Origin of the sequence: Meridianimarinicoccus sp. MJW13 (genome assembly GCF_014901205.1) — a bacterium.
In the GTDB taxonomy this organism is placed as follows: domain Bacteria; phylum Pseudomonadota; class Alphaproteobacteria; order Rhodobacterales; family Rhodobacteraceae; genus Meridianimarinicoccus.
In genome coordinates this window covers 255,711-275,804 of record NZ_JACNMU010000007.1, presented here as the reverse complement: position 1 = coordinate 275,804, position 20,094 = coordinate 255,711, and the positions used below count along the sequence as shown (strand labels likewise).

General features: G+C 65.9%; 24 protein-coding genes and 1 other RNA gene. 13 read left to right on the top strand and 12 right to left on the bottom strand.

Features of this window, described 5'->3' with window-relative positions; all coding sequences use genetic code 11:
- Positions 1-8 precede the first annotated feature (8 nt).
- From H8B03_RS14540 to H8B03_RS14500, 9 genes are all read right to left on the bottom strand, one after another.
- Positions 9-917: a LysR family transcriptional regulator gene (locus tag H8B03_RS14540; protein WP_193142598.1), complete on the bottom strand. Its 909-nt coding sequence runs from the start codon at positions 915-917 to the stop codon at positions 9-11.
- A gap of 79 nt (positions 918-996) precedes the next feature.
- Positions 997-1,446 carry a D-aminoacyl-tRNA deacylase gene (gene dtd / locus H8B03_RS14535; RefSeq protein WP_193142597.1) on the bottom strand — a complete coding sequence of 150 codons (450 nt, stop codon included), beginning with the start codon at positions 1,444-1,446 and terminating at the stop codon, positions 997-999.
- The gene (locus H8B03_RS14530) at positions 1,446-2,369 is read right to left on the bottom strand and encodes a carbohydrate kinase (protein WP_193142596.1); all 924 of its coding nucleotides are present in this window, start codon (positions 2,367-2,369) and stop codon (positions 1,446-1,448) included. Before H8B03_RS14530 ends, dtd begins: the two co-directional genes overlap by 1 nt.
- A 103-nt stretch (positions 2,370-2,472) precedes the next feature.
- Complete coding sequence (locus H8B03_RS14525; protein ID WP_193142595.1) at positions 2,473-3,588, bottom strand: TFIIB-type zinc finger domain-containing protein; 1,116 nt, start codon at positions 3,586-3,588, stop codon at positions 2,473-2,475.
- Between the two features lie 12 nt (positions 3,589-3,600).
- Positions 3,601-4,728: an SPFH domain-containing protein gene (locus tag H8B03_RS14520; RefSeq protein WP_193142594.1), complete on the bottom strand. Its 1,128-nt coding sequence runs from the start codon at positions 4,726-4,728 to the stop codon at positions 3,601-3,603.
- Between the two features lies 1 nt (position 4,729).
- Positions 4,730-5,764, bottom strand: coding sequence for a DUF2927 domain-containing protein (locus tag H8B03_RS14515; protein ID WP_193142593.1), 1,035 nt, complete (start codon positions 5,762-5,764; stop codon positions 4,730-4,732).
- Between the two features lie 9 nt (positions 5,765-5,773).
- On the bottom strand, positions 5,774-6,931 hold the full coding sequence (locus H8B03_RS14510) for a toxic anion resistance protein (RefSeq protein WP_193142592.1): 1,158 nt from the start codon (positions 6,929-6,931) through the stop codon (positions 5,774-5,776).
- Positions 6,932-6,954: 23 nt separating this feature from the next.
- Positions 6,955-7,818: a 5-bromo-4-chloroindolyl phosphate hydrolysis family protein gene (locus tag H8B03_RS14505; RefSeq protein WP_193142591.1), complete on the bottom strand. Its 864-nt coding sequence runs from the start codon at positions 7,816-7,818 to the stop codon at positions 6,955-6,957.
- A gap of 199 nt (positions 7,819-8,017) precedes the next feature.
- Positions 8,018-8,902, bottom strand: a complete 885-nt coding sequence (locus H8B03_RS14500) for a pseudouridine synthase (protein WP_193142590.1) — start codon at positions 8,900-8,902, stop codon at positions 8,018-8,020.
- 75 nt (positions 8,903-8,977) lie between these two features.
- On the opposite strand from H8B03_RS14500, the gene H8B03_RS14495 reads away from it, so the two are divergent.
- Positions 8,978-9,445: a nucleoside deaminase gene (locus H8B03_RS14495; RefSeq protein ID WP_193142589.1), complete on the top strand. Its 468-nt coding sequence runs from the start codon at positions 8,978-8,980 to the stop codon at positions 9,443-9,445.
- Complete coding sequence (locus tag H8B03_RS14490; protein WP_193142588.1) at positions 9,445-10,056, top strand: DUF5671 domain-containing protein; 612 nt, start codon at positions 9,445-9,447, stop codon at positions 10,054-10,056. Before H8B03_RS14495 ends, H8B03_RS14490 begins: the two co-directional genes overlap by 1 nt.
- 9 nt (positions 10,057-10,065) lie before the next feature.
- On the opposite strand, the gene H8B03_RS14485 is transcribed toward H8B03_RS14490, so the two are convergent.
- Positions 10,066-10,758 carry a metal-dependent hydrolase gene (locus tag H8B03_RS14485; protein WP_193142587.1) on the bottom strand — a complete coding sequence of 231 codons (693 nt, stop codon included), beginning with the start codon at positions 10,756-10,758 and terminating at the stop codon, positions 10,066-10,068.
- 59 nt (positions 10,759-10,817) lie between these two features.
- Here H8B03_RS14485 and H8B03_RS14480 point away from each other — a divergent pair, with 59 nt between their 5' ends.
- From H8B03_RS14480 to H8B03_RS14435, 10 genes are all read left to right on the top strand, one after another.
- Positions 10,818-11,489: a ceramidase domain-containing protein gene (locus H8B03_RS14480; RefSeq protein ID WP_193142586.1), complete on the top strand. Its 672-nt coding sequence runs from the start codon at positions 10,818-10,820 to the stop codon at positions 11,487-11,489.
- Between the two features lie 31 nt (positions 11,490-11,520).
- Positions 11,521-11,808, top strand: a complete 288-nt coding sequence (gatC, locus tag H8B03_RS14475) for an Asp-tRNA(Asn)/Glu-tRNA(Gln) amidotransferase subunit GatC (RefSeq protein ID WP_193142585.1) — start codon at positions 11,521-11,523, stop codon at positions 11,806-11,808.
- Positions 11,808-13,295 carry an Asp-tRNA(Asn)/Glu-tRNA(Gln) amidotransferase subunit GatA gene (gene gatA / locus H8B03_RS14470; RefSeq protein ID WP_193142584.1) on the top strand — a complete coding sequence of 496 codons (1,488 nt, stop codon included), beginning with the start codon at positions 11,808-11,810 and terminating at the stop codon, positions 13,293-13,295. Before gatC ends, gatA begins: the two co-directional genes overlap by 1 nt.
- A gap of 4 nt (positions 13,296-13,299) precedes the next feature.
- Complete coding sequence (locus H8B03_RS14465) at positions 13,300-13,884, top strand: hypothetical protein (RefSeq protein ID WP_193142583.1); 585 nt, start codon at positions 13,300-13,302, stop codon at positions 13,882-13,884.
- On the top strand, positions 13,881-14,561 hold the full coding sequence (locus H8B03_RS14460; RefSeq protein ID WP_193142582.1) for an N-acetylmuramoyl-L-alanine amidase: 681 nt from the start codon (positions 13,881-13,883) through the stop codon (positions 14,559-14,561). Before H8B03_RS14465 ends, H8B03_RS14460 begins: the two co-directional genes overlap by 4 nt.
- 10 nt (positions 14,562-14,571) lie before the next feature.
- An RNA gene (gene rnpB, locus H8B03_RS14455) (RNase P RNA component class A) lies at positions 14,572-14,964 on the top strand.
- Positions 14,965-15,077: 113 nt separating this feature from the next.
- A complete protein-coding gene (locus tag H8B03_RS14450; RefSeq protein ID WP_193142581.1) occupies positions 15,078-15,830 on the top strand; it encodes a DUF533 domain-containing protein in 753 nt (250 codons plus the stop codon).
- 179 nt (positions 15,831-16,009) lie between these two features.
- Complete coding sequence (rpmG, locus tag H8B03_RS14445; protein WP_193142580.1) at positions 16,010-16,177, top strand: 50S ribosomal protein L33; 168 nt, start codon at positions 16,010-16,012, stop codon at positions 16,175-16,177.
- A gap of 172 nt (positions 16,178-16,349) precedes the next feature.
- Positions 16,350-16,649, top strand: coding sequence for a hypothetical protein (locus H8B03_RS14440; RefSeq protein WP_193142579.1), 300 nt, complete (start codon positions 16,350-16,352; stop codon positions 16,647-16,649).
- Positions 16,650-16,736: 87 nt separating this feature from the next.
- The gene (locus H8B03_RS14435; RefSeq protein ID WP_193142578.1) at positions 16,737-17,855 is read left to right on the top strand and encodes an acyltransferase; all 1,119 of its coding nucleotides are present in this window, start codon (positions 16,737-16,739) and stop codon (positions 17,853-17,855) included.
- A 58-nt stretch (positions 17,856-17,913) separates the two neighbouring features.
- Here the strand turns inward: H8B03_RS14435 and H8B03_RS14430 are convergent, their stop codons facing one another.
- Together H8B03_RS14430 and H8B03_RS14425 are read right to left on the bottom strand one after the other, a co-directional pair.
- Positions 17,914-18,690: a Bax inhibitor-1/YccA family protein gene (locus tag H8B03_RS14430; protein WP_193142577.1), complete on the bottom strand. Its 777-nt coding sequence runs from the start codon at positions 18,688-18,690 to the stop codon at positions 17,914-17,916.
- 176 nt (positions 18,691-18,866) lie between these two features.
- Positions 18,867-19,091, bottom strand: coding sequence for a DUF1127 domain-containing protein (locus H8B03_RS14425; RefSeq protein ID WP_193142576.1), 225 nt, complete (start codon positions 19,089-19,091; stop codon positions 18,867-18,869).
- A 124-nt stretch (positions 19,092-19,215) separates the two neighbouring features.
- Here H8B03_RS14425 and H8B03_RS14420 point away from each other — a divergent pair, with 124 nt between their 5' ends.
- Complete coding sequence (locus tag H8B03_RS14420; protein WP_193142575.1) at positions 19,216-20,088, top strand: LysR family transcriptional regulator; 873 nt, start codon at positions 19,216-19,218, stop codon at positions 20,086-20,088.
- Positions 20,089-20,094 lie beyond the last annotated feature (6 nt).

The following is a 20,094-nucleotide window of genomic DNA, read 5'->3' as shown; positions in this document are numbered from 1 at the left end:
CGGCGGGATCACATCCCGCTGCGCAGCACCCCGCCGTGCAGCGTGCCATCGGGAAAGGCGTTTTCCAGCAGTTCCAGAAAGGCGCGCATCCGGGCGGTCAGCGCCTGCGGTCCGGGATAGACGAAGACAATCTCGCCGGGCGGGATCTGCCAGCCGTCCAGAACCTCGACCAGCTGTCCTTGGGCCAGTTCCTGCTCGACAAGGTACAACGGCAATTGCGCCACGCCTGCCCCGCCAAGGGCCGCGTGCTTCAGGGCCGGGTAGGAGGTCATCGCCACGCCCCCGGCCAGCCGCACGGTGCGGTCCTGTCGCTCTTTCACGAAATGCCAGCTGTGCACCAGACCGACGCCGTGAAACAGTACCGGCAACCCGGCCAGATCTGCCGGGTCCTCCAGTTTCCGCGCGACGATCTGCGGCGCGGCCACCGCCACCCGATGCGATTGCGCGATGGTTCTGGACACGAAGGGTGTGTCATGGGGATGGCCCACGCGCAGCGCCGCGTCGAAGCCTTCCTCGACAAGATCGGGCTGGCTGTCGGTCAGCACCACCTCGATGGTCAGGTCGGGATAGACCCGGCGGCTGACCGCCACGATCTGCCCCATGAAGCTTTGCCCGAATAGCACCGGCGCGGCGATGCGCAGATGGCCTGCCACCCCGTCATCGGCGGGGCTGAGCGCGCGGGTGATCTCGCCCGCGTCCGCCAGAATGCGCTTGGCCCGCGACAGCACCAGCGCGCCTTCGGGGGTCAGGCTCAGCTTGCGGGTGGTGCGTTCGATCAGGCGCACGCCAAGGGCGGCCTCAAGATCCTGAATGCGTTTGGAAACCGTCGATTTCGGCGTGCCCAGCTTGCGCGCTGCCGCAGCGAAGGACCCCTCCGAAGCGATGGCGGTAAATTCGCGAAGTGCGTTAAGATCCATGCCCTGCCGTCCAGCCTTTTGGACTATCAAACATGCCCGCCCGGTGCTGCCAAGATGCAATTGGCGCAAGCTGCGGGGTTCAGGCCGGATCCTGCGTGTCGATCCAGATGGTGACCGGCCCGTCGTTCAGCAGCGATACCTTCATGTCCGCGCCAAAAATGCCGGTTTCCACCTGGATGCCCAGATCCGCCAGGTCGGCGGCGAAGGATTCGTACAAGGCCTTGCCCTCGACGGGCGGGGCGGCGCGGGAGAACCCCGGACGATTGCCGCGCGAGGTGTCCGCGGCCAGCGTGAACTGGCTGACCACCAGCGCGCTGCCGCCGATGTCCATGACCGAGCAGTTCATCTTGCCGTCCTCGTTCTGAAAGATGCGCAGCTTGGCGATCTTGGCGGCCAGTTTCGCGCCCGTCGCGGCATCATCACCCTGCATGGCGCAGACCAGAATCAGCAGGCCGGGACCGATCTTGCCGGTGCTGGCCCCGTCGACGACCACCTCGGCATGGGCGACGCGCTGGATCAGGGCGCGCATCAGGCCAATTCGGCGCGGGTTGGCGGGTTGGCCCCGGCGCGCGAGACGGTGACCGCAGCGCAGCGGGCGGCAAGGCCAAGGGCGGCAGACAGCGCCGCGTCATCCAGCCCGGACAGCGCGTCTTTCGACAGGGCGTCGGCATCGGCCAGCGCAGCAAGGAAGCCTGCGTTGAACGTGTCGCCCGCACCCACGGTGTCCACGACCGTAACCTTCTGCGAGGGAACGAAGACCGCGCGGTCCGCGGTGATGCCGTGGGCGCCCTTGGCGCCTTCGGTGACCAGCACCAGCTTGGGCCCCTTGGCGATCAGTTTGCGCGCCAGTTCGACCGTTGCGCCCGGACCCATCAGCCATTCCAGATCCTCATCCGACACTTTCACCACGTCACAAGCGGCGAACATGCGGTCCAGACGGGCGCGATAGGCGGCCTCGTCGCGGATGAATCCCGGACGAATGTTCGGATCGATCATGATCAGGCGGTCGCCTGCGACCTGCGCCAGAAGCTGGGCATAGGTGTCGGCGCAGGGGGTAACCGCAAGGCTGATGCCCCCGAAGAACACCGCCTTCACATCGTCGGGCACCTGCGGAAGGTCGGCCGGGGCCAGCATACGCCCAGCAGTGTTTTCATCGTAGAAGGCGTATTTGGCGTGGCCATCAGTCAGGGTGACGAAGGCCAGCGTTGTGGGCCGATCGGACACCGCGACCAGGTCGGTTCCGACGCCAGACGCTGCAAGACTTGCGGTTAACTGCTGGCCGAACAGATCATCTGACAGGCCGGTGAACATGCGCACCGGGATGCCCAGCCGTCCAAGCGCGATCGAGGTGTTGAACACCGCCCCGCCGGAATAGGGCTGGAAACAGGCACCGCCGTCGGCGCCTTTGCGCGGCAGCATGTCGATCAGGGCTTCGCCACAACACAGGATCATTTTGAGTCTCGCTTCCTTCGTTCGGGCCGTATGCGCCGGGAATGTTAGCGCTCACGTAAGGGAAAGGCCATGTTGACGGCAAGTCTTTTTGCCAAGGCGCGTGTCAATAACCCCCGCCTGCGCCATTCTGCGCCGCGAAAACAAAGGCGGCGGCCGCCGCCAGCACCATCCCCGCGACCACGGCCAGTGCGATCTTGCCCTTGGAGTAAGGCCGCTCGCCCTGAACGCGCCCGGTCTGGCCGTTGATGACGAATCGATAGCTGCGGCCCTGGTACTTGTAGGCCGCGACCCAGATCGGCAGCAGCACATGCTTGAAGGTTACATCCGAAACCCGGGTCTGGATGTTGTGCACCCGCTGCCGGTCGCCGCCGATGTCGAATCGCACGTCCCGCTCGATCACCCGGTCCATATGGGCGCGGGCCTCGTGAAACCCCTCGTCCAACTCGACCGTATAGGCCTCGGCCCGCATCCCGGCCAGGTACTCCGGGCTGTAGGGCACCAGTTGCGACAGGTCCCACGGGGGCAGGGCGTCGGTGAAGGTCTTGGGCAGCGAGCGCGCCGCCAGCACCAGCACATCGTCGAACATCCGCGCCACCCGGCCCGAGGCGCGGCGCCAGCGGATGCGGGCCACCCGCTCGGTCTGGCGCTGACCGTTCCGCGTCACCGTGCGCGTGGTGTAATAAACCGTGCCGCGCTCGCCGCGATAGTCCGAGGCGGTGCGCGCATCGAAGGTCCAGTAGGGAATATAGACCCCGTCCATCTTGCGGCCATGGCGGGCGTATTTCTGCAGGCCCGAGGGCGCGAACCACAGCCGACCCAGCCAGTTGGTCATGGCCTTGCGCGCGTCCCGCTCGCTCAGCAGGAAGGGCAGCAGCGCCTTGGGCTTGATGTGGCGGTTGGTGCCGGTGTCGGCGACGATGGGGCTGGCACAGAAAGGGCATTCCTTGCCGTGGGTGGCACCGTCAAACGCCACCTCGGCGCCGCAACTGCTGCAGGTGGCGGTGCGGGTTTCCTCCATTTCCGCCAGCGGCAGTTGTTCCTTCAGCGCGGTGGCAAAGTCCAACTCGCGGATGGCACTGCCGCCCCATGGCCCGTCGGACAGGTCGCGGGCTTCGTCCTCATAGCCGCAATGGTCGCAGACCAGCTTGCCCGACGCCGGATCGAAGCGCAGATCGGCCCCGCATTGGGCGCAGGGAAAGCTGTGGGTTTCGACGGTCATCGGCAGGCCGGGTCAGTCGTCCGCCGGCGGCGGCGGGGGCAGCACGGTGAACAGTTGTGCCAGTTCGGTGACCTCGTCTGCACGCAGCCAGCCATCCTGTCCGGCGGTCCAGACATGGGTACGGCGGGTCAGTTTGCCTTCGGTGGCCATCCGGCCCATGTCGGCCTTGGAAAACGGCCCCGTGGTCTGGCCCTTCTCGGCGATGTGCCAGACGTGTTCGACAGGGGGCGGCGGCGGCACGGCAGCAGCGGTGGGCTGGGCCTGCCCGGCCGGGCGGGTGCCCCAGGGCCCGGCGGCATGGGTCATCTGCTGGCCCATGGCCATCCCCATGCCCGCACCGATGCTCGCACCCATGCCCGAATTGGGCGTGGCGGCGGCGGTGGTCATCGCCTCGGCGGCGGAATAGCGGGTGTATTCGCCCAGATCGCCCGCCAGCCCCATCGAGGTGCGCTTGTCCAGCGCCTTTTCCACAGCCGGTGGCAGCGAGATGTTCTCGATGTAGAGCTCGGGCATGGCCAGCCCATAGCCGGCCAGCGTCGGTGCGATTTCGGCGGCGACCAGTTTGCCCAGATCGGCGGTGTTGGCGGCCATGTCCAGTACCGGGATGCCCGAGGCGGCAATGGTGCGGCTGAACTCCTGCACGATGATGTTGCGGATCTGGAAGCTGATCTCGTCCATGGTGAACTCACCATCGGTGCCGACGATCTCGACCATGAACTTGGCCGGGTCCGCCACCCGGATCGTATAGGTGCCAAAGGCCCGCAGCCGCGTCGGCCCGAACTCGGGATCGCGCAGCATGATCGGGTTCTTGGTGCCCCACTTGAGGTTGTTGAACCGGGTGGTGTTGACGAAATAGATCTCGGACTTGAACGGCGAGCGGAAACCGTGATCCCAGTGCTGCAACGTAGTCAGCACCGGCATGTTGTTGGTTTCCAGCATGTAGAGGCCGGGGGTGAACACATCGGCCATCTGGCCTTCGTGGATGAACACCGCCGCCTGGCCTTCGCGCACGGTCAGCTTGGCGCCGTACTTGATGGCGTGGCCCTGGCGTTCGAACCGCCAGACCATGGTGTCGCGGGTGTCATCGGTCCAGTGGATGACGTCGATGAATTCCCCAGACAGGAAATTGAACAGGGACATGTCAGGTCTCTCCTTGTAGCGGGGGGATCTCGGCGTCGGCCTCGGGGGCGGTGGCCAAAGTCGGAATATCTTCTGCCTCAGCATCGGGTGGCGGCTCGGGCAGCAGTTCGGCGGCAATGGTGCGCACGATCGGGGCGGCCTCGGGGGCGGTCATGCCCGGACGCAGGCGTGGATCGTAGAGGATCGTCAGCATCAGCGCGTCCTGCGTGGTCAGCAGCGCGAATTCCTCATCGTCGTTGAAGATCGACGGGCGCACGTCGGGGCTGTCGTTGGCCAGTCCCAGACCCTGGGTGATTTCCTCGTGCAGGCACGACTGGCGCAGCAGCGGCGGATGCTCGGCCCGCACGATGCCGATGGCGCGGCGATAGATGTTCGGCGCGTTGTCGGCCGAAAAGGCGATGATCAGGCAGAAAGTGCTGGTGGGCATCTGGGTGATGGCGCGCATCACCCCGTCCGAGATGCCGGGCATGTTTTCCCGCAACATGGGTTCCAACGCGCGCCGCTCGTCCTCGTTGACCACATAGACGGTCAGGTTTCCGGGGCCGCTGGTGGTGCGGATGTCATGGCCGCTGGCGGCGCGCAGCCGCCCGGTCAGGGCTTTCACCGTGTCGTCATCGACCGCCCGCTGTGCCGCGCTGACCGAGGCGCCATAGACCAGCCCGACGCGCACCGGATCCTGCCAGCGGCGCAGCGGGCTTTCGGTCTCGCGCGCGACCAGCCGCCCCGACAGCGGGGCGTATTCGTCAAACAGCGCGATCTGCATGAAATTCCGGGCCAGCAGGTCGGCATCAAAGGGCGTGTCCAGCCCACCGCCATCGGTGCGCAACAACCCGCGCGTCACCAGATCTTCTTCGATCCTTGCATAGCGGGCGGCCAGTTCACGGCTTTCCTCGGACACCTCGACCTGCGGCGCGGGATCGCCGCGCGGCACTGCCCGTGGCGCGGTGTCAGGGCTCAAGGGCATCTCGCAGGCCGTCACCAGCAGCATGGCGGCCAGGGCGGCCGCCATGCGGGACAAGACTGCGGGACGGCCCATGATCCGGCCTCAGGCTTTGGGCGCGGCGGCCTTGGCCGACGCCAGGGTGTCGCGAAGCTCTGCCTCCATCTGCTGCAACTCGGCCTCGGCAGCGGCGCGCTTGGCCTTGCCCTCGTCGGCGATCTGCAGGCTTTCCTGAATGGTCGCGATAAGGTTGTCGTTGGCCGCCTTCACCGCCTCGATATCGAACACCCCGCGCTCGATCTCCTGCCGGACGGCCTTGTTGGCGGTGCGCAGGTTCTCGGCATTGGATTGCAGCAAATCGTTGGTCAGATCGGTGGCTTCCTTCACCGCCCCGGCGGCCTGTGCCGAGCGGTTGATCGTCACCGCTTGCGCCAGTTGGGTTTCCCAAAGCGGCACGGTGTTGACCAGGGTCGAGTTGATCTTGGTGATCAGCGACTTGTCGTTTTCCTGCACCAGTCGGATCGAGGGCAGGCTCTGCATCGTGACCTGGCGGGTCAGCTTCAGGTCATGGACCCGGCGTTCCAGATCGTCGCGCGCGGCACGCATGTCGCGCAACTCCTGCGCGGCGATGACCTGATCGGCCTCGGGGGCGGCACCGACCTCGGCATCCTTGGCGGGGATCGTGACCGCGTCCAGTTCCTTCAGCTTGGCCTCGCCTGCCGCGATGTAAAGGGCCAGTTCGTCGTAGAACCCCAGCGTCTTTTCATACAGCAGATCCAGCGACTTGATGTCTTTCAGAAGCTGATGCTCGTGGCCCAGAAGGTTGTCGGTGATCTTGTCGATCTGACCCTGCACATCCTCGTACTGGGCCATGAATTTCGCCATCGGCTCCATCTTACCGGTCAGCTTTTCCCACCACGACCGCTTGCGGTTCGGGTCCAACTCGTCGACCGAAAAGCCGCGCAGGGTGGTGACGATCTCGCGCAGGCTGTCGCCCGCCGGTCCCACATCCTTGTTGCGCACATCGGCCAGCATGGCCTGGCTGATCTCCTGCAACTCGGCCTGCGCCTTCGAGCCGAACGCGATGATCGAACCTGTCTGGCTCATGTCGATCTCGTTCATCCGGCGGCGGATTTCATCGGCCACGGGTGCGTCGGCTTGCTCCAGCACGACAAGCGCGTCCTGCGGGACGGGCAGGGGGGCGGCCAGATCGGCCAGCAGCTCGGTCTGGGCGGCGGCCTTGGTGCGGGTCTCTTCGGACATCAGGGGCTCCTTGTCAGAAATTACTATTCCCGCGCCAGACGTTCGCGCAGCACCTCGATCTCGACATCAAGGTCGGTGCGGTTGTCCAGCAGCAGGGTTTCGGTCTTGGCGGCAAAATTGGCGTCCAGATCATCCAGCAGCGCGGCATAGTCGGCGCGTGCCTGGGGATCGCGGGTGCGGGCATGGATGTCGGCGAATTTCACCGTCGCGTCGCGGGCGCCCAGCAGGTAGACGCCCAGGAACTTGCGGGCGGCGGTCAGGTCGCGGGGGTCTTCCTCGACGGTGCGGAACATCTTGCGCACGGTATCGGCGAAACGATCGACACGCACTTCAAGCTTGCGATCGCCCGCGCGGGCGATGGCGGCGCGCATGTCGTCCAGGTATTTCTCGGCCTCGCGCACGGCGCGCTCCACCCGGTCGGACTGGAAGCGGTCAATCTCTTCCATGCCCTTGTCCTTCAGCGGGTCGATGCCGAAGGACAGGCTGTGCAGCACTGCGCCCAGAACCGTGAAGATGCCGGCATTCAAAAGGCTGCCATCCGCCAGCCCGGCCAGCCCAAGCCCCAGCCCGGTCAGCGCCGAGCCGAACAGCTTGCGCGGGATCGCCGGACGTTTCGAGATGCGCCGCTCGTTATAGGCATCCTCGGCCCGCAGCCCGTCGCGGGTCAGCCAGGCGGCCAGCATCAGCGTTGCGAAACAGGCCAGGTTCAGGGCCAGCCCCAGCGGGTCGGCCCGGAAGGCCGAGATCAGGAAGGGAAACGGCAGCAGGAACAGGAAATTGACGCGAAAGCCGACGCGGCTGCGGATCTTTCCGTCATAGGGGTGAACCTCGGGCAGATCGCCCGCCGTGGCGCCGGGGCTGAACTTGCCGCCGAACCGCTGGGCCATTACACCGCCCCCGTGAAGGCGACGTAAAGCACCAGCAGCACCAGCAGGGTGTATGACAGTTTTTGCATTCCGGTCCCGGACATGGCCATCCTCGAATGATCTCTGACTTCAAGAGATAGGGGACGAATGCCTCCCTGTTAAGGGAGGATGGCACGATGTGCCGGTTGCGCAAGCCCCGCGTGGCGGGAAATTTGTGCTCTCAGCGCGAGCCGGGCTTGCCGCGTCGCACGGGCCGGGGTGTCGGGGCCTTGCCGCCGCGGGCCGGTTTCCCCGGATCCGAGGGCCGGGTTTTTCCGTCGGGCGGCGTGGCGGCGGGGTCGTCCCGACGGCTGCGTTGCGGTTTGGGGCGTGCCGGGCCAAGGCCCAACTGGTCGCGCACGACACGCGGTTTGACCTCTTCCACCTTCCCGGCTTTCAGCTCGCCAAGTTGGAACGGGCCATAGGACACGCGGATCAGCCGGTTCACATCCAGCCCGATGGCCCCCATGGCGCGGCGGATCTCGCGGTTGCGGCCTTCGCGCAGCCCCACGGTCAGCCAGGCGTTCGAGGCCTGCTGCCGGTCCAGTTGCACCGCCATCGGCTGAAACCGCTCGCCCTCCACGGTGATGCCCTTGCGCAGCGGCTCCAGCGTTTCATCCGTGGGCGCGCCCTTGACGCGGACCCGGTACTTGCGAACCCAACCGGTCGCGGGCAGTTCCAGCTTGCGCTTGATCTCGCCATCGTTGGTCAGCAGCAGCAGCCCTTCCGAGTTCAGGTCCAGCCGCCCCACGCTCATCACGCGGGGCATGTCCTCGGGCAGGTTCTGGAACACCGTCGGGCGATCCTTCTCGTCGCGTTCGGTGGTCACCAGACCCGAAGGCTTGTGATAGAGCCACAGCCGCGTCGGTTCGGCTTCTTGCACCGGTTTGCCATCGAAGGTGATGCGATCGGAGGGCATGACATTGACGGCGGGGCTGGTGATGCGCTTGCCGTTCAGGGTGACGCGGCCGGCGGCGATCAGCTTTTCGGCATCGCGGCGCGAGGCGATCCCGGCGCGGGCCAGGACTTTGGCGATCCGGTCGCCGGGAGGGGTCTTGTCAGTCATGTCACAGCCTTAGTCCTCGGGAGCGGGAAACGAAAGCCTGTTGCATGGGCGCGGGGCCAAAGGCAAGAAAGGATGATGAGCACGTTCCATTCCCACATGAGCCTTGCGCTGGACGAGGCCCGCGCCGCCGCAGCGCGCGGCGAGGTGCCGGTCGGGGCGGTGCTGGCGGGGCCGGATGGCGCGGTACTGGCGCAGGCAGGCAACCGGACGCGCGAGATGGCCGATCCGACGGCCCATGCCGAGATGCTGGTGATCCGGCAGGGCTGTGCGCGGCTGGGATCGGAACGGCTGACCGGGTGCAGCCTGTATGTGACGCTGGAACCCTGCGCCATGTGCGCGGCGGCCATCGCGGCGGCGCGGGTGGCGCGGTTGTACTATGGCGCGGCGGATCCCAAATCCGGCGGCGTTGCTCATGGCGCGCGGATTTTCACCCGCGCCCAAAGCCACCACAGCCCCGAGATCTATGACGGCATCGGCGCGCAAGAGGCCGAACGCCTTCTGAAAACCTTTTTCGCGGAGTTGCGCGTGGGGCGGCCGGCCTGATGTCCCGTGCCCAGTTGCAGACTTTTGTGCGCGAGGCGCTGGTCGATGGCCAGGATCGCAACACCATTGCCGCAGCGCTGGCCAGCGCCGGTTGGGATGATCGCGAGATCGCCCGCGCAATGGATATTTATGCCGACAGCGATTTCCCGGTGCCCGTGCCGCGCCCGCGCCCGGCGATCTCGGCCCGTGATGCGCTGTTCTACGCGCTGATGTTCATCGCGCTGGTGAATGCAGCACTGGCGGTTGTCCACCTGTTGCACGCAGGGATCGAACGGCTTTGGGGCGATCCGGAAACCCGTTTCTACAACACTGACTGGTGGCTGGCCGAGTTTCTGGTCTTTACCCCGATCTACCTGCGGCTGGCGCATCTGGATCGCCGCAATTGCCGCCGCGATCCCCGGCGGCGGCTGTCGCCGGTGCGGCAATGGCTGACGGCGCTGGCGGTGCTGGTCGCGGCCGTCAGCCTGCTGGGCTGTTTCGTCGTCACCATTCACGGCGCGCTGCAGGGTGACCGCGAACTTGTGTTCTTCGCCAAGACCGCCGCGACCGCATTGGTGGCGGCCGCCGTCCTGCTGTTGTTCCTGCGGCCCGATGATCTGGACGGCCGCTAGGGCTGCGGCCTACAGCGTCAGTGTCTCCATCACCTCGGGGGTCTTCACATCCACGTCCGGCAGGGCATCGACAAGCGGCTGGGCCGATTGCTCCAGCAGGGGGAAGGTCTTGTAATGGCAGGGGATCACCGTCTTGAAGGTGAAGAACCGCTTGGCCGCATAGGCCGCCCGCGCCATGTCCATGGTGAAATGCCCGCCGCAACACAGGATGCCGATTTCCGGATGATGCAGATCCTGGAACAGCTCCATGTCCATCATCACGTCCGTATCGCCCGAGAAATAGATCGTGCGGCCGCCCTGCGCGATCATGAACCCGGCCTCGCCGCCCGCGTACATCGGCCCGTGATCGGTGCCCAGCGACGAGGAATGCACCGCGTGTACCATGGTGACTTTGACATCGCCCAGTTGCACGGTGCCGCCCTTGTTGAAGCCGACACCGTGGATGTCCTTGGCTGCTTCCCAATGCGAGACGATGTCGAAACTGCCCACCACCGGGATCTCAAGCGCCCGCGCGATTTCCAGCATGTCGCCGGTATGATCGAAATGGCCGTGGCTCATCAGGATGGCGGTGGCGCCTGCGATGGTCTCGGCCCGGCGATCGTCGGGAAAGGCCGGGTTGCCGTCAAGCCAGGGGTCGACCAGCAGGATCTGATTGCCGATCTCGATGCGAAAGCCCGAGTGGCCAAGCCAGGTGATTTTCATGGGAGCCTCCCTACATGTCCCGAAGCAGGGTCACGATAGCACAGGGACGGGACAAGGGAATGGATCTGACGCAGGCGCTGGATGGCTATTGCGAGCGGTTGGGGCCCGCGTTCTGGGCTGAGCCGTGGAATGCGGTGACAAACCTGGCCTTTCTCGTGGCGGCCCTGGTGATGGCGCGGCGGTTGCACGGGCAGGCGGTGCCGCTGGCGCAGGTGCTGACCGGGCTGCTGGCGTTCATCGGGCTGGGCAGTTTCCTGTTTCACACCACAGCGCAGGTCTGGTCGGCGCTGGCCGACACGCTGCCCATCGTGCTGTTCGCGCTGGTCTATCTGTTTGCAGCGAACCGGGCCTACCTTGGGCTGCGACGGCTGCCGGCACTGGCGCTGGCCCTGCTGTACCTGCCGCTGACCGCCGCCCTGACACCGTTGCTGTCGGCGTTGCCCTTCGTTCGCATTTCGGCGATGTACTGGCCGCTGGTTGGTGCGTTTCTAGTCTATGCCTTCGTGCTGCGTGCCCGGCTGCCGCAGGTGGCGCGCGGGCTGGTCATTGCCGGGGGGCTGCTGACGGCATCATTGACCTTCCGGTCGCTGGACATGCCCCTGTGCGGGGCCTTGCCCATGGGGACGCATTTTCTGTGGCATTGCCTGAATGCGGTGCTTCTGGGCTGGGTGATCGAAGTCTATCGCCGCCATCACCTGCGCTCGCTTGCAGCCCCGGCTTCGGACCGCTAAAGCGGGGCGCAGCACAATTACGGAGACACGCATGTCGATCGACCGCGACACCGCCGCGCGCGTGGCCAAGCTCGCCCGCATCCGGGTGGAGGAGGACGCGCTGCCCGCCCTGGCCCAGGAATTCAACACCATCCTCGGCTTCATCGAACAATTGGGCGAGGTGGATGTAGACGGCGTGGAGCCGATGGTTTCGGTCACGCCCATGCGCCTGAAACGGCGCGAGGATGTGGTCACCGATGGCGACCAGCAAGACAAGGTTCTGGCCAATGCGCCGGACGCCCGCGAAGGCTTTTTCGCCGTGCCGAAGGTGGTGGAATAATGTCGGACCTGTCGAAACTGACCATCGCCGCCGCCCGCGACGCCCTGCGCGCCGGCGAAACCACGGCTGCCGAGCTGACCGAAGCCTGCCTGTCGGAGATCGACACCGCCGGCGCGCTGAACGCCTTTGTCCACAACACCCCCGAGATCGCGCGCCAGCAGGCCGCGGCAGCGGACGCGCGGATCAAGGCGGGGGATGCGCCCGACATGTGCGGCATCCCGCTGGGCATCAAGGATCTGTTCTGCACCAAGGGCGTGCCGTCGCAGGCGGCCTCGGCCATCCTGGACGGGTTCAAGCCCGAGTATGAAAGCACCGTCACCACAAAGCTGTGGAACGCGGGCGCGGTCATGCTGGGCAAGCTGAACATGGATGAATTCGCCATGGGCTCGTCGAACGAGACCTCGACCTATGGCAATGCGGTGAACCCCTGGCGGCGCGCCACGGAAGAGACGGCGCTGACGCCGGGCGGCTCCTCGGGCGGCTCGGCCGCCGCGGTGGCCGCCGACCTGTGCCTTGCAGCGACCGGCACCGACACCGGCGGCTCGATCCGCCAGCCTGCGGCCTTCACCGGCATCACCGGGCTGAAGCCGACCTACGGGCGCTGTTCGCGCTGGGGCATCGTGGCCTTTGCCTCCTCGCTGGATCAGGCCGGACCGATGACAAAGACCGTGCAGGACGCGGCAATCATGCTGAACGCCATGGCCGGACACGATCCGCTGGACAGCACATCCGCCGATCTGGCGGTGCCGGATTTCGAAGCGGCGATCACCGGCGACATTCGCGGCCAGAAGATCGGTATTCCCAGGGAATACCACATGGACGGGATGCCGGCGGAGATCGAGAAGCTCTGGGCCGACGGGCGGGACATGCTGCGCGATGCGGGGGCCGAGATTGTCGACATCTCGTTGCCGCACACCAAGTATGCTCTGCCGGCCTATTACGTGATCGCCCCGGCAGAAGCCTCGTCAAACCTGGCGCGCTATGACGGCGTGCGCTTTGGCCATCGCGCCAAGCTGGCGGCGGGCGACGGCATCACCGAGATGTACGAAAAGACCCGCGCCGAGGGGTTCGGCGCCGAGGTGCAGCGCCGCGTCATGGTCGGCACCTATGTGCTGTCGGCGGGTTTCTACGACGCCTATTACAACCGCGCCCGCAAGGTGCGCACCCTGATCAAGCGCGACTTCGAGACCGTCTTTGCCGAGGGCATCGACGCCATCCTGACCCCGGCGACGCCCTCGGCGGCCTTCGGGTTGGGCGAGATGAATGATGCCGATCCGGTCAAGATGTACCTTAACGACGTGTTCACCGTGACCGTCAACCTTGCCGGTCTGCCGGGCATCGCGGTGCCCACGGGTGTGGATGGTCAGGGGCTGCCGCTGGGGCTGCAACTGATCGGCAAGCCCTGGGAAGAGGGCGCGTTGCTGAACCAGGCCAGCGTGCTGGAAAGGGCCGCCGGGTTCGCGGTCAAACCCGCGCGGTGGTGGTAAGCTGATGCGCGCCGCCCCGATCGCCGTCACCCTGTCGCTGCTGGCGCTGGCCGCCTGCAGCCCCTCGGTCCCCGATTCGGGTAACGTGGTCTATCTGGAGCCGGTGTCGCCCGAGGCGCGCGCCGCCCGCAACGCGGCGCTGCAGGGCCCCTCGGGCCGTGGCACGGTCGGGCTGGAACCGGTGGCGGGAAGCACGGCGGCAGTCAGCAGCACGCCCGGTACCGTCGGCAACGACACCACCTATACCGGGGCCGCGCCGGCGCAGATCACCCATGTGACCCCTACGGCGGTGGCGGTCGAACAGGTCGAGGCGCGCCCGGTGCCCTCGCGCCCGTCGACGGGCAGCCCGTCGGTGGTGGGCTTCGCCCTGGATACCTCGCACCCGGTGGGGCAGTCGGTCTATGCGCGCTCCAACCCTTCGGCGGAACGCGCCGCCCGCGCTTGCGCACGCTATGCCTCGGACGATCTGGCACAAGCGGCCTTCCTGAACTCGGGCGGGCCGGAACGCGACAGCGCCGGCATCGATCCCGACGGCGACGGCTATGCCTGCAACTGGAATCCTGAACGGTTTCGCAAGGCCATCCGGTGATCTGGCATCCCTCGCCGAACTTCGGCCCCCGGCGCAACGGCGCACGGCCGGGTCTGATCGTTCTGCACTATACCGCCATGGACAGCGCCCAGTCGGCGCTGGAACGGCTGTGTTCGACCGAGCATGAGGTTTCGGCCCACTACCTGATCGGCCGCGACGGCACGTGCTGGCAACTTGTCCGCGAGGCCGACCGCGCCTGGCACGCCGGGGCCGGGGCCTGGGCCGGGCAGGGGGATGTGAACTCCCGCTCCATCGGGATCGAGCTGGACAATGACGGGCAGACGCCGTTTTCCGAACCGCTGATGGCGCAGCTCGAGGCGCTGCTGGGCGAAGTGATGGCCAATTGGCAGATTGTACCCCAGGCGGTGATCGGCCATTCCGACATGGCGCCGGACCGCAAGTCTGATCCGGGGGCGCGCTTTGACTGGTGCCGCCTGGCGCGGCAAGGGCTGGCGATCTGGCCCGAGGTCGCGACCGCACCCGCAACGGACCCCGACGCCTTCGCCCGACTGGCCTGCACCTTCGGCTACCCAGATGCGTCCCCCGACGCCCTGTTGACCGCAGTTCGCGACCGTTTCCGCCCGGCGGCGCGCGGGCCGTTGGCGGCGGAAGACATGGCGGTGATTGCCGATCTGGCCCGCCGCTTCCCCGTTGACCCGGACCCCGTCCCGGCCTAACAGGCGGGGCGCGGATGGCTGGGTGATCGCGGGCAGCAATGCCCGAGGAAAGTCCGGACTCCATGAAGCAACGGTGCCGGGTAACGCCCGGCCGGGGCAACCCGAGGGAAAGCGCCACAGAAAACAGACCGCCATGGGGCAGGTCGGCCTTGCCGATACCGTCCATGGTCAGGGTGAAACGGTGGGGTAAGAGCCCACCGCGCGGCTGGCAACAGTCGTGGCACGGCAAGCCCCACCGGGAGCAATGCCAAATAGGGATCTCACGCGGCTTCGTCCGCAGGCCGCTTCAGCCGCGAGATCCGGGTTGGCAGCTAGAGCGCATCGGCAACGGTGCGCCCAGAGGAATGGTCATCCAGGGGGGGCAACTCCCGGACAGAATCCGGCTTACAGGCCATCCGCGCCCTTCTTTTCTGCCCCTGCGACGACGCGGAGCCGGAAAAGTTTTGCAATATCGTCGGTTTGGGGGTCCACTTGACCGGGCGGGAAGCATTGCCCGCCAAAACGGGAGGACCACAAATGAGCTTCATGCGAACGCTAGCTACCGTCGCCATGGGATTTGCCGCGGCAAAGGGAGTGGACAAGTTCAAGAACATGGGCGGCATGGCCGGGATGCAAGACATGATGTCGGGCAAGTCCGGCGGTGCCGGCGGCCTTGGCAGCATGGGCCTGGGCGGCATGACCGACCAGATCGCCCAGATGGCTGATAAACTGGGCGTGCCCGGCGGCAGCAAGGCCGTCAAGGACTTGATGGGCAGCCTCGGCGGCATGGGTGGCAGCAGCAAGGACAGCGGCGCCGCAGCCATGGGCCTTGGCGGGCTGATGTCGGCCATGGGCGGTGCTGCGGCGGCCGGTGGTCAGCAGATGGATGACATGATGGGTGGCATGTTCGCCAATACCCCGGTCTCGGTTGCAGCCGAATCCAACGCCAAGCTGATGATCCGCGCCATGATCCAGGCCGCCAAGGCCGATGGCGAGATCGACGCCGACGAGCAGGCCAAGATCCTCGATCAACTCAAGGATGCCGATCCCGATGAGGTCGCCTTCGTGAAGGCCGAACTGGCCGCACCGGTCGATCCGATGGGGCTGGCACAGGACACGGGCGAGGCCATGAAGGCGCAGGTCTATTCCATGTCGCTGATGGCGGTGAAGGTCGATTCGGCGGCCGAGATCACCTACCTGCGGCAGCTTTCGACGGCGCTTGGTCTGACCGATGCGGCCCGCGATCAGGTGCATCGCGCCATGGGCCTGCCGCCGCTGCCGCGCGGCTGACCGGGCGGGGCCGGGCCGCGCCCGCTGGCGTCATGACCCGGCCTGCCATTCCTTGCGGCTTTGCGCGCCTTGCCCCGGATTTCCGGGCGGTTTCACTTGACACCGGGGCGGGCATCCGTAAAAGGCGGGTTTCATGAATTCTTCGGGTGGTCCGTTCCGCCCGGTTGAGGAGACCTCCCATGGCGAAGCCGACCACAATCAAGATCCGCCTGAACTCGACCGCGGGCACCGGCCACTTCTACGTGACCAAGAAAAACGCCCGCACCATGACCGAGAAGATGGTGACCAAGAAATATGACCCGGTGGTGCGCAAGCACGTCGAGTACAAGGAAGGCAAGATCAAGTAAGATCGCCAACCTTTCGAATTTTGGGGCCACGCATCGCGCGTGGCCTTTTTCGTGGGTGCATGACGTTTGGGCAAGGTTCCGCGAAACAACGAGAATTCCGCAAAGGGCTTTGGCACGGCGCATTTTCCTCGCTAGGCTCGGAGTGAACGACTTTGGACAGGGAGAATCGACAATGATGAATGGTTTGAAAATTGCCGGCGGTCTGGCCGTGGCTCTGGGCCTGATGGGCTGCGACATGCCCTCGGGCGGTTCCAGCAGCGGGACGCCCACGGTGGCCGAGAGCGCATGTGCCGCCGCCGTGGCAGATGTGACCCAGAACCCGATGATCGCCGTGACCTCCTCGGAGTTCTCGGAAGCGGGCACTTATGTGACGCTTGCCGTCGGGGAGCAGAAAGCGCCGTGGAAATGCATCGCCTACAGCGATGGCAGCACTGACGGGGTAGAGTTCCTCGGCTCCGAGGGTGCGCTGTAGCGCCCTGCGGACGGCCATGACGATGCGGCCAACGCGCGGGGCAACCCGCGCGTTTGTCATTTTTTCCGGCAAACGTCTGGCAGTCACATGCCCTTGATTCTGTCGCGGGCCGCTGCCGCAAAACGCAACGACATTCCCGGTCTCGACGGGCTGCGGGCGCTGGCGGCGGGGATCGTGGTTCTCAGCCATATGTCCAACGCCAAGTGGCTCAGCCTTGGCGGCCTGTCCTTTGCGGGCTGGGGCAAGACGGGCGTGTTCCTGTTCTTCTTTCTCAGCGCCTTCCTGCTGTCGCGCATCCAGATCGGGCAGGGGGCCGGGTTCTGGACGCCGGGCGGGATGGCGGCTTATGGGCTGCGCCGACTGGCCCGGATCGTGCCGCTCTACCTGCTGTATCTGACGTTGGCGCTGGTCACCACATGGGCGCTGCAAGCCTCAGGCCAGCGCGCCACGGCCGCCTTTCCCTTCCCGCTGTGGTGGCAGGAGTACCTGGGCCACCTGGCCCTGCGCGACGGCAAGAGCGTCACCTGGAGCGTGCCGGTCGAGCTGAAATACTACGTGTTGCTGCCGGTGGTCACGCTGGGCTTCGACCTGCTGCGGCGGTTGGGGTTGGGCGTGATGGTCGGGATCGGGCTGGCGGGGTTCGGGGTGCTGGCAGTGCTGTCGCGTGATGCGGCGGCCAGCAACAGCGTCGCGCTCTGGCCCTATCTTTGCTGTTTCTGGGCCGGATCCCTGGCGGGTGTCCTGTCGGCCACGGCACAGGCAAGCGAGGTGCGTCCGGCGCGGGGTGTCGCGGGCGGGGGCATGATTCTGGGCCTGATCCTGCTGGTGCTGACCATCCCGGACCTGTCTGACGTTCTGTTCGGGGATGCCGTCACGGCCACGTTGCGGGTCTGGCTGGTGCCGCTGGCCAGCCTGTGTGCGGGGCTGCTGGTGCTGGGGCTGGAACATGGACCGCGCCCCTTGTGTGCGGTGTTCGAGGCCCCGTTGATGCGGGCGGGCGGCGCGCTTAGCTTCGGCATCTACCTGTGGCACATGGCGGTGCTGGACCAGATCGCCCTTCGCACGGATTTGACCGGAGGGCTGGCCATCCTGGCCTTGCTGGCGGGAACTCTGGCGCTGTCGCTGGCCAGCTACCTTGCGATCGAAGCCCCGATCCTGCGCCGCAGCCAGCGATTGGCCCAGCATCTGACCCGCGCGCGTCCATGAAAAAAACCCGCCGGAAAGGCTCCGGCGGGTTGTGATCTGTTCAGGCTTTGCCCGGCGATTACTCGCGGTTGCCGAGGAACTGCAGCAGGAACATGAACATGTTGATGAAGTCCAGGTACAGGCTCAGCGCGCCCATGATGGCGGCTTTGCCCAGCCATTCCTGATCACCGGCTTGCGCCATCTGGAGGTAGGTGGTCTTGATCTTCTGCGTATCATAGGCGGTCAGCCCGGCGAAGATCAGCACACCCAGCACCGAAATGGCGAAGGCCATGGCCGACGAGGCCACGAAGATGTTGATGATCGACGCGATGATCAGACCCACCACACCCATGATGAGGAAGGTGCCAAGCGCGCTCAGGTCTTTCTTGGTGGTGTAGCCGTAGAGGCTGAGCGAGGCGAAGGCGATCGAGGTCACCAGGAAGGTGGTCACGATCGATTCCCCGGTGAACACCAGGAAGATCGAACTGATGGAAATGCCCATCACCGCGGCGAAGGCGTAGAACACCGTCTGGGCCGTGGCCGCCGACATGCGGTTGATCCCGGCCGAGAAGCCGAAGACGAACAGCAGCGGTGCGAACATGACCAGCCATTTCAGCGGCGAGGTGTAGATCGCGGCGCCAAGGCTTGTCAGATAGGTATCGGCACCGATTTGCGCGGTTGCGCCGGTTGGGTCGCTGGTCACGGCAAGGCCGGCAATGGCCCAGGATGTCAGGGCCGTGATCAACATGCCGATCGACATGGTGCCGTAGACCTTGTTCATATGGGCGCGAAGGCCCTCGTCGATCTGCGCGGTCCGGGCCCCGGCCTGTGCGCGGATCGTCTGATATTCAGCCATGAAGCTCTCTCCTGTCATATCTGGCAGGCGGCCAGTTCACGGGCCGCACTTGCAACAGAATATCGGCAACCGGGCGCGGTTTTTCAAGCGAGTGTGGGTACGATTTCAGCCGATCTTCCGGATTTGTTCGGCCTGCGGGGGCTGATTCCTGTCAATGTCGGGGCCGGCAGGGCCTTTCAGCGCCGTTGCAGCCAATGGGCGGGCGCATCCCAGACCAGCCGCGCGGCCTCTTGCTCGGCCTGGGCGCGGGTGATCCCCACATCCGCCAACATCCGGTCGTCCAGTTGCTGCAAGGCACGCCGCTGGCGGTGCGCTGCCCGGACGGCTTGGAAGAGACCGGGCAGGGACAGGCGGCGGGATTGGCGGGGCAGGGCACAGGTGCAGGAGACGGGCGCGGACATGGGGTGTTCCTTTCAGTGTTCGTGATGCAGTTTGGCTCTTTCATGAATTCTGTTGATGTTTCTGTGCCGCTGTGGTGAATTTGTAAAACGAATGATTTTGAACCAAAACATCACAGGTATTGATATGAGGCGTGTTCTTGACCTGTCAGCCCTGCGCAGTTTTGTGGCCGTGGCCGATACCGGCGGCGTGACGCGGGCGGCAAACCTTCTGAACCTGACGCAATCGGCGGTCTCGATGCAGATGAAGCGGCTGGAGGAGGCACTGGACGTGCAGCTTCTGGACCGTTCCGCTCGCACCGTCACCCTGACCGCGGCGGGAGAGCAGTTGCTCGGCTACAGCCGCAAGATGCTGGCCCTGAACGACGAGGCGGTCAGCCGCCTGACCGACACCGTCTTCGAAGGCGAACTGACGCTTGGCGTACCGCATGACATCATCTACCCGCATATTCCCGGCGTGCTGCAACGCTTCAACGCCGAGTTTCCCCGGATGCGGGTGCATCTGGTGTCGTCCTACACCCGCAAACTGAAGGAAGAATTCGCCCGCGGCGATTGCGATCTGATCCTGACCACCGAGGAAAGCCCCGATGCGCAGGGTGAAACCCTTGCAGCGTTGCCGCTGGTCTGGATCGGGGCGCCCGGCGGGATCGCGTGGAAGCAGCGCCCGCTGCGGCTGGGGTTCGAACCGGGCTGCATGTTCCGCGCCCCGGTCCAGCAGGCGCTGGATCAGGCAGGCATCGAATGGGACATGGCGGTGGAATCGGATTCCTCGCGCACCATCGAAGCTTCGCTCAGCGCCGATCTGGCCGTGGGCGCGGTTCTGTCCGGCACCGCCTCGCCGCAACTGGACGAAATCCCGCACGGCGGCGCCCTGCCGCAACTGCCGTCGCGCCAGATCAACCTTTATGTCAACGGCGCCGGCCAGGAGACGCCCGTGGCCCGCATGGCCGAACTGGTGCGCGCGGCCTACCAGATCCGTCGCGCCCGCGCCGTGGCCTGAGCTGGC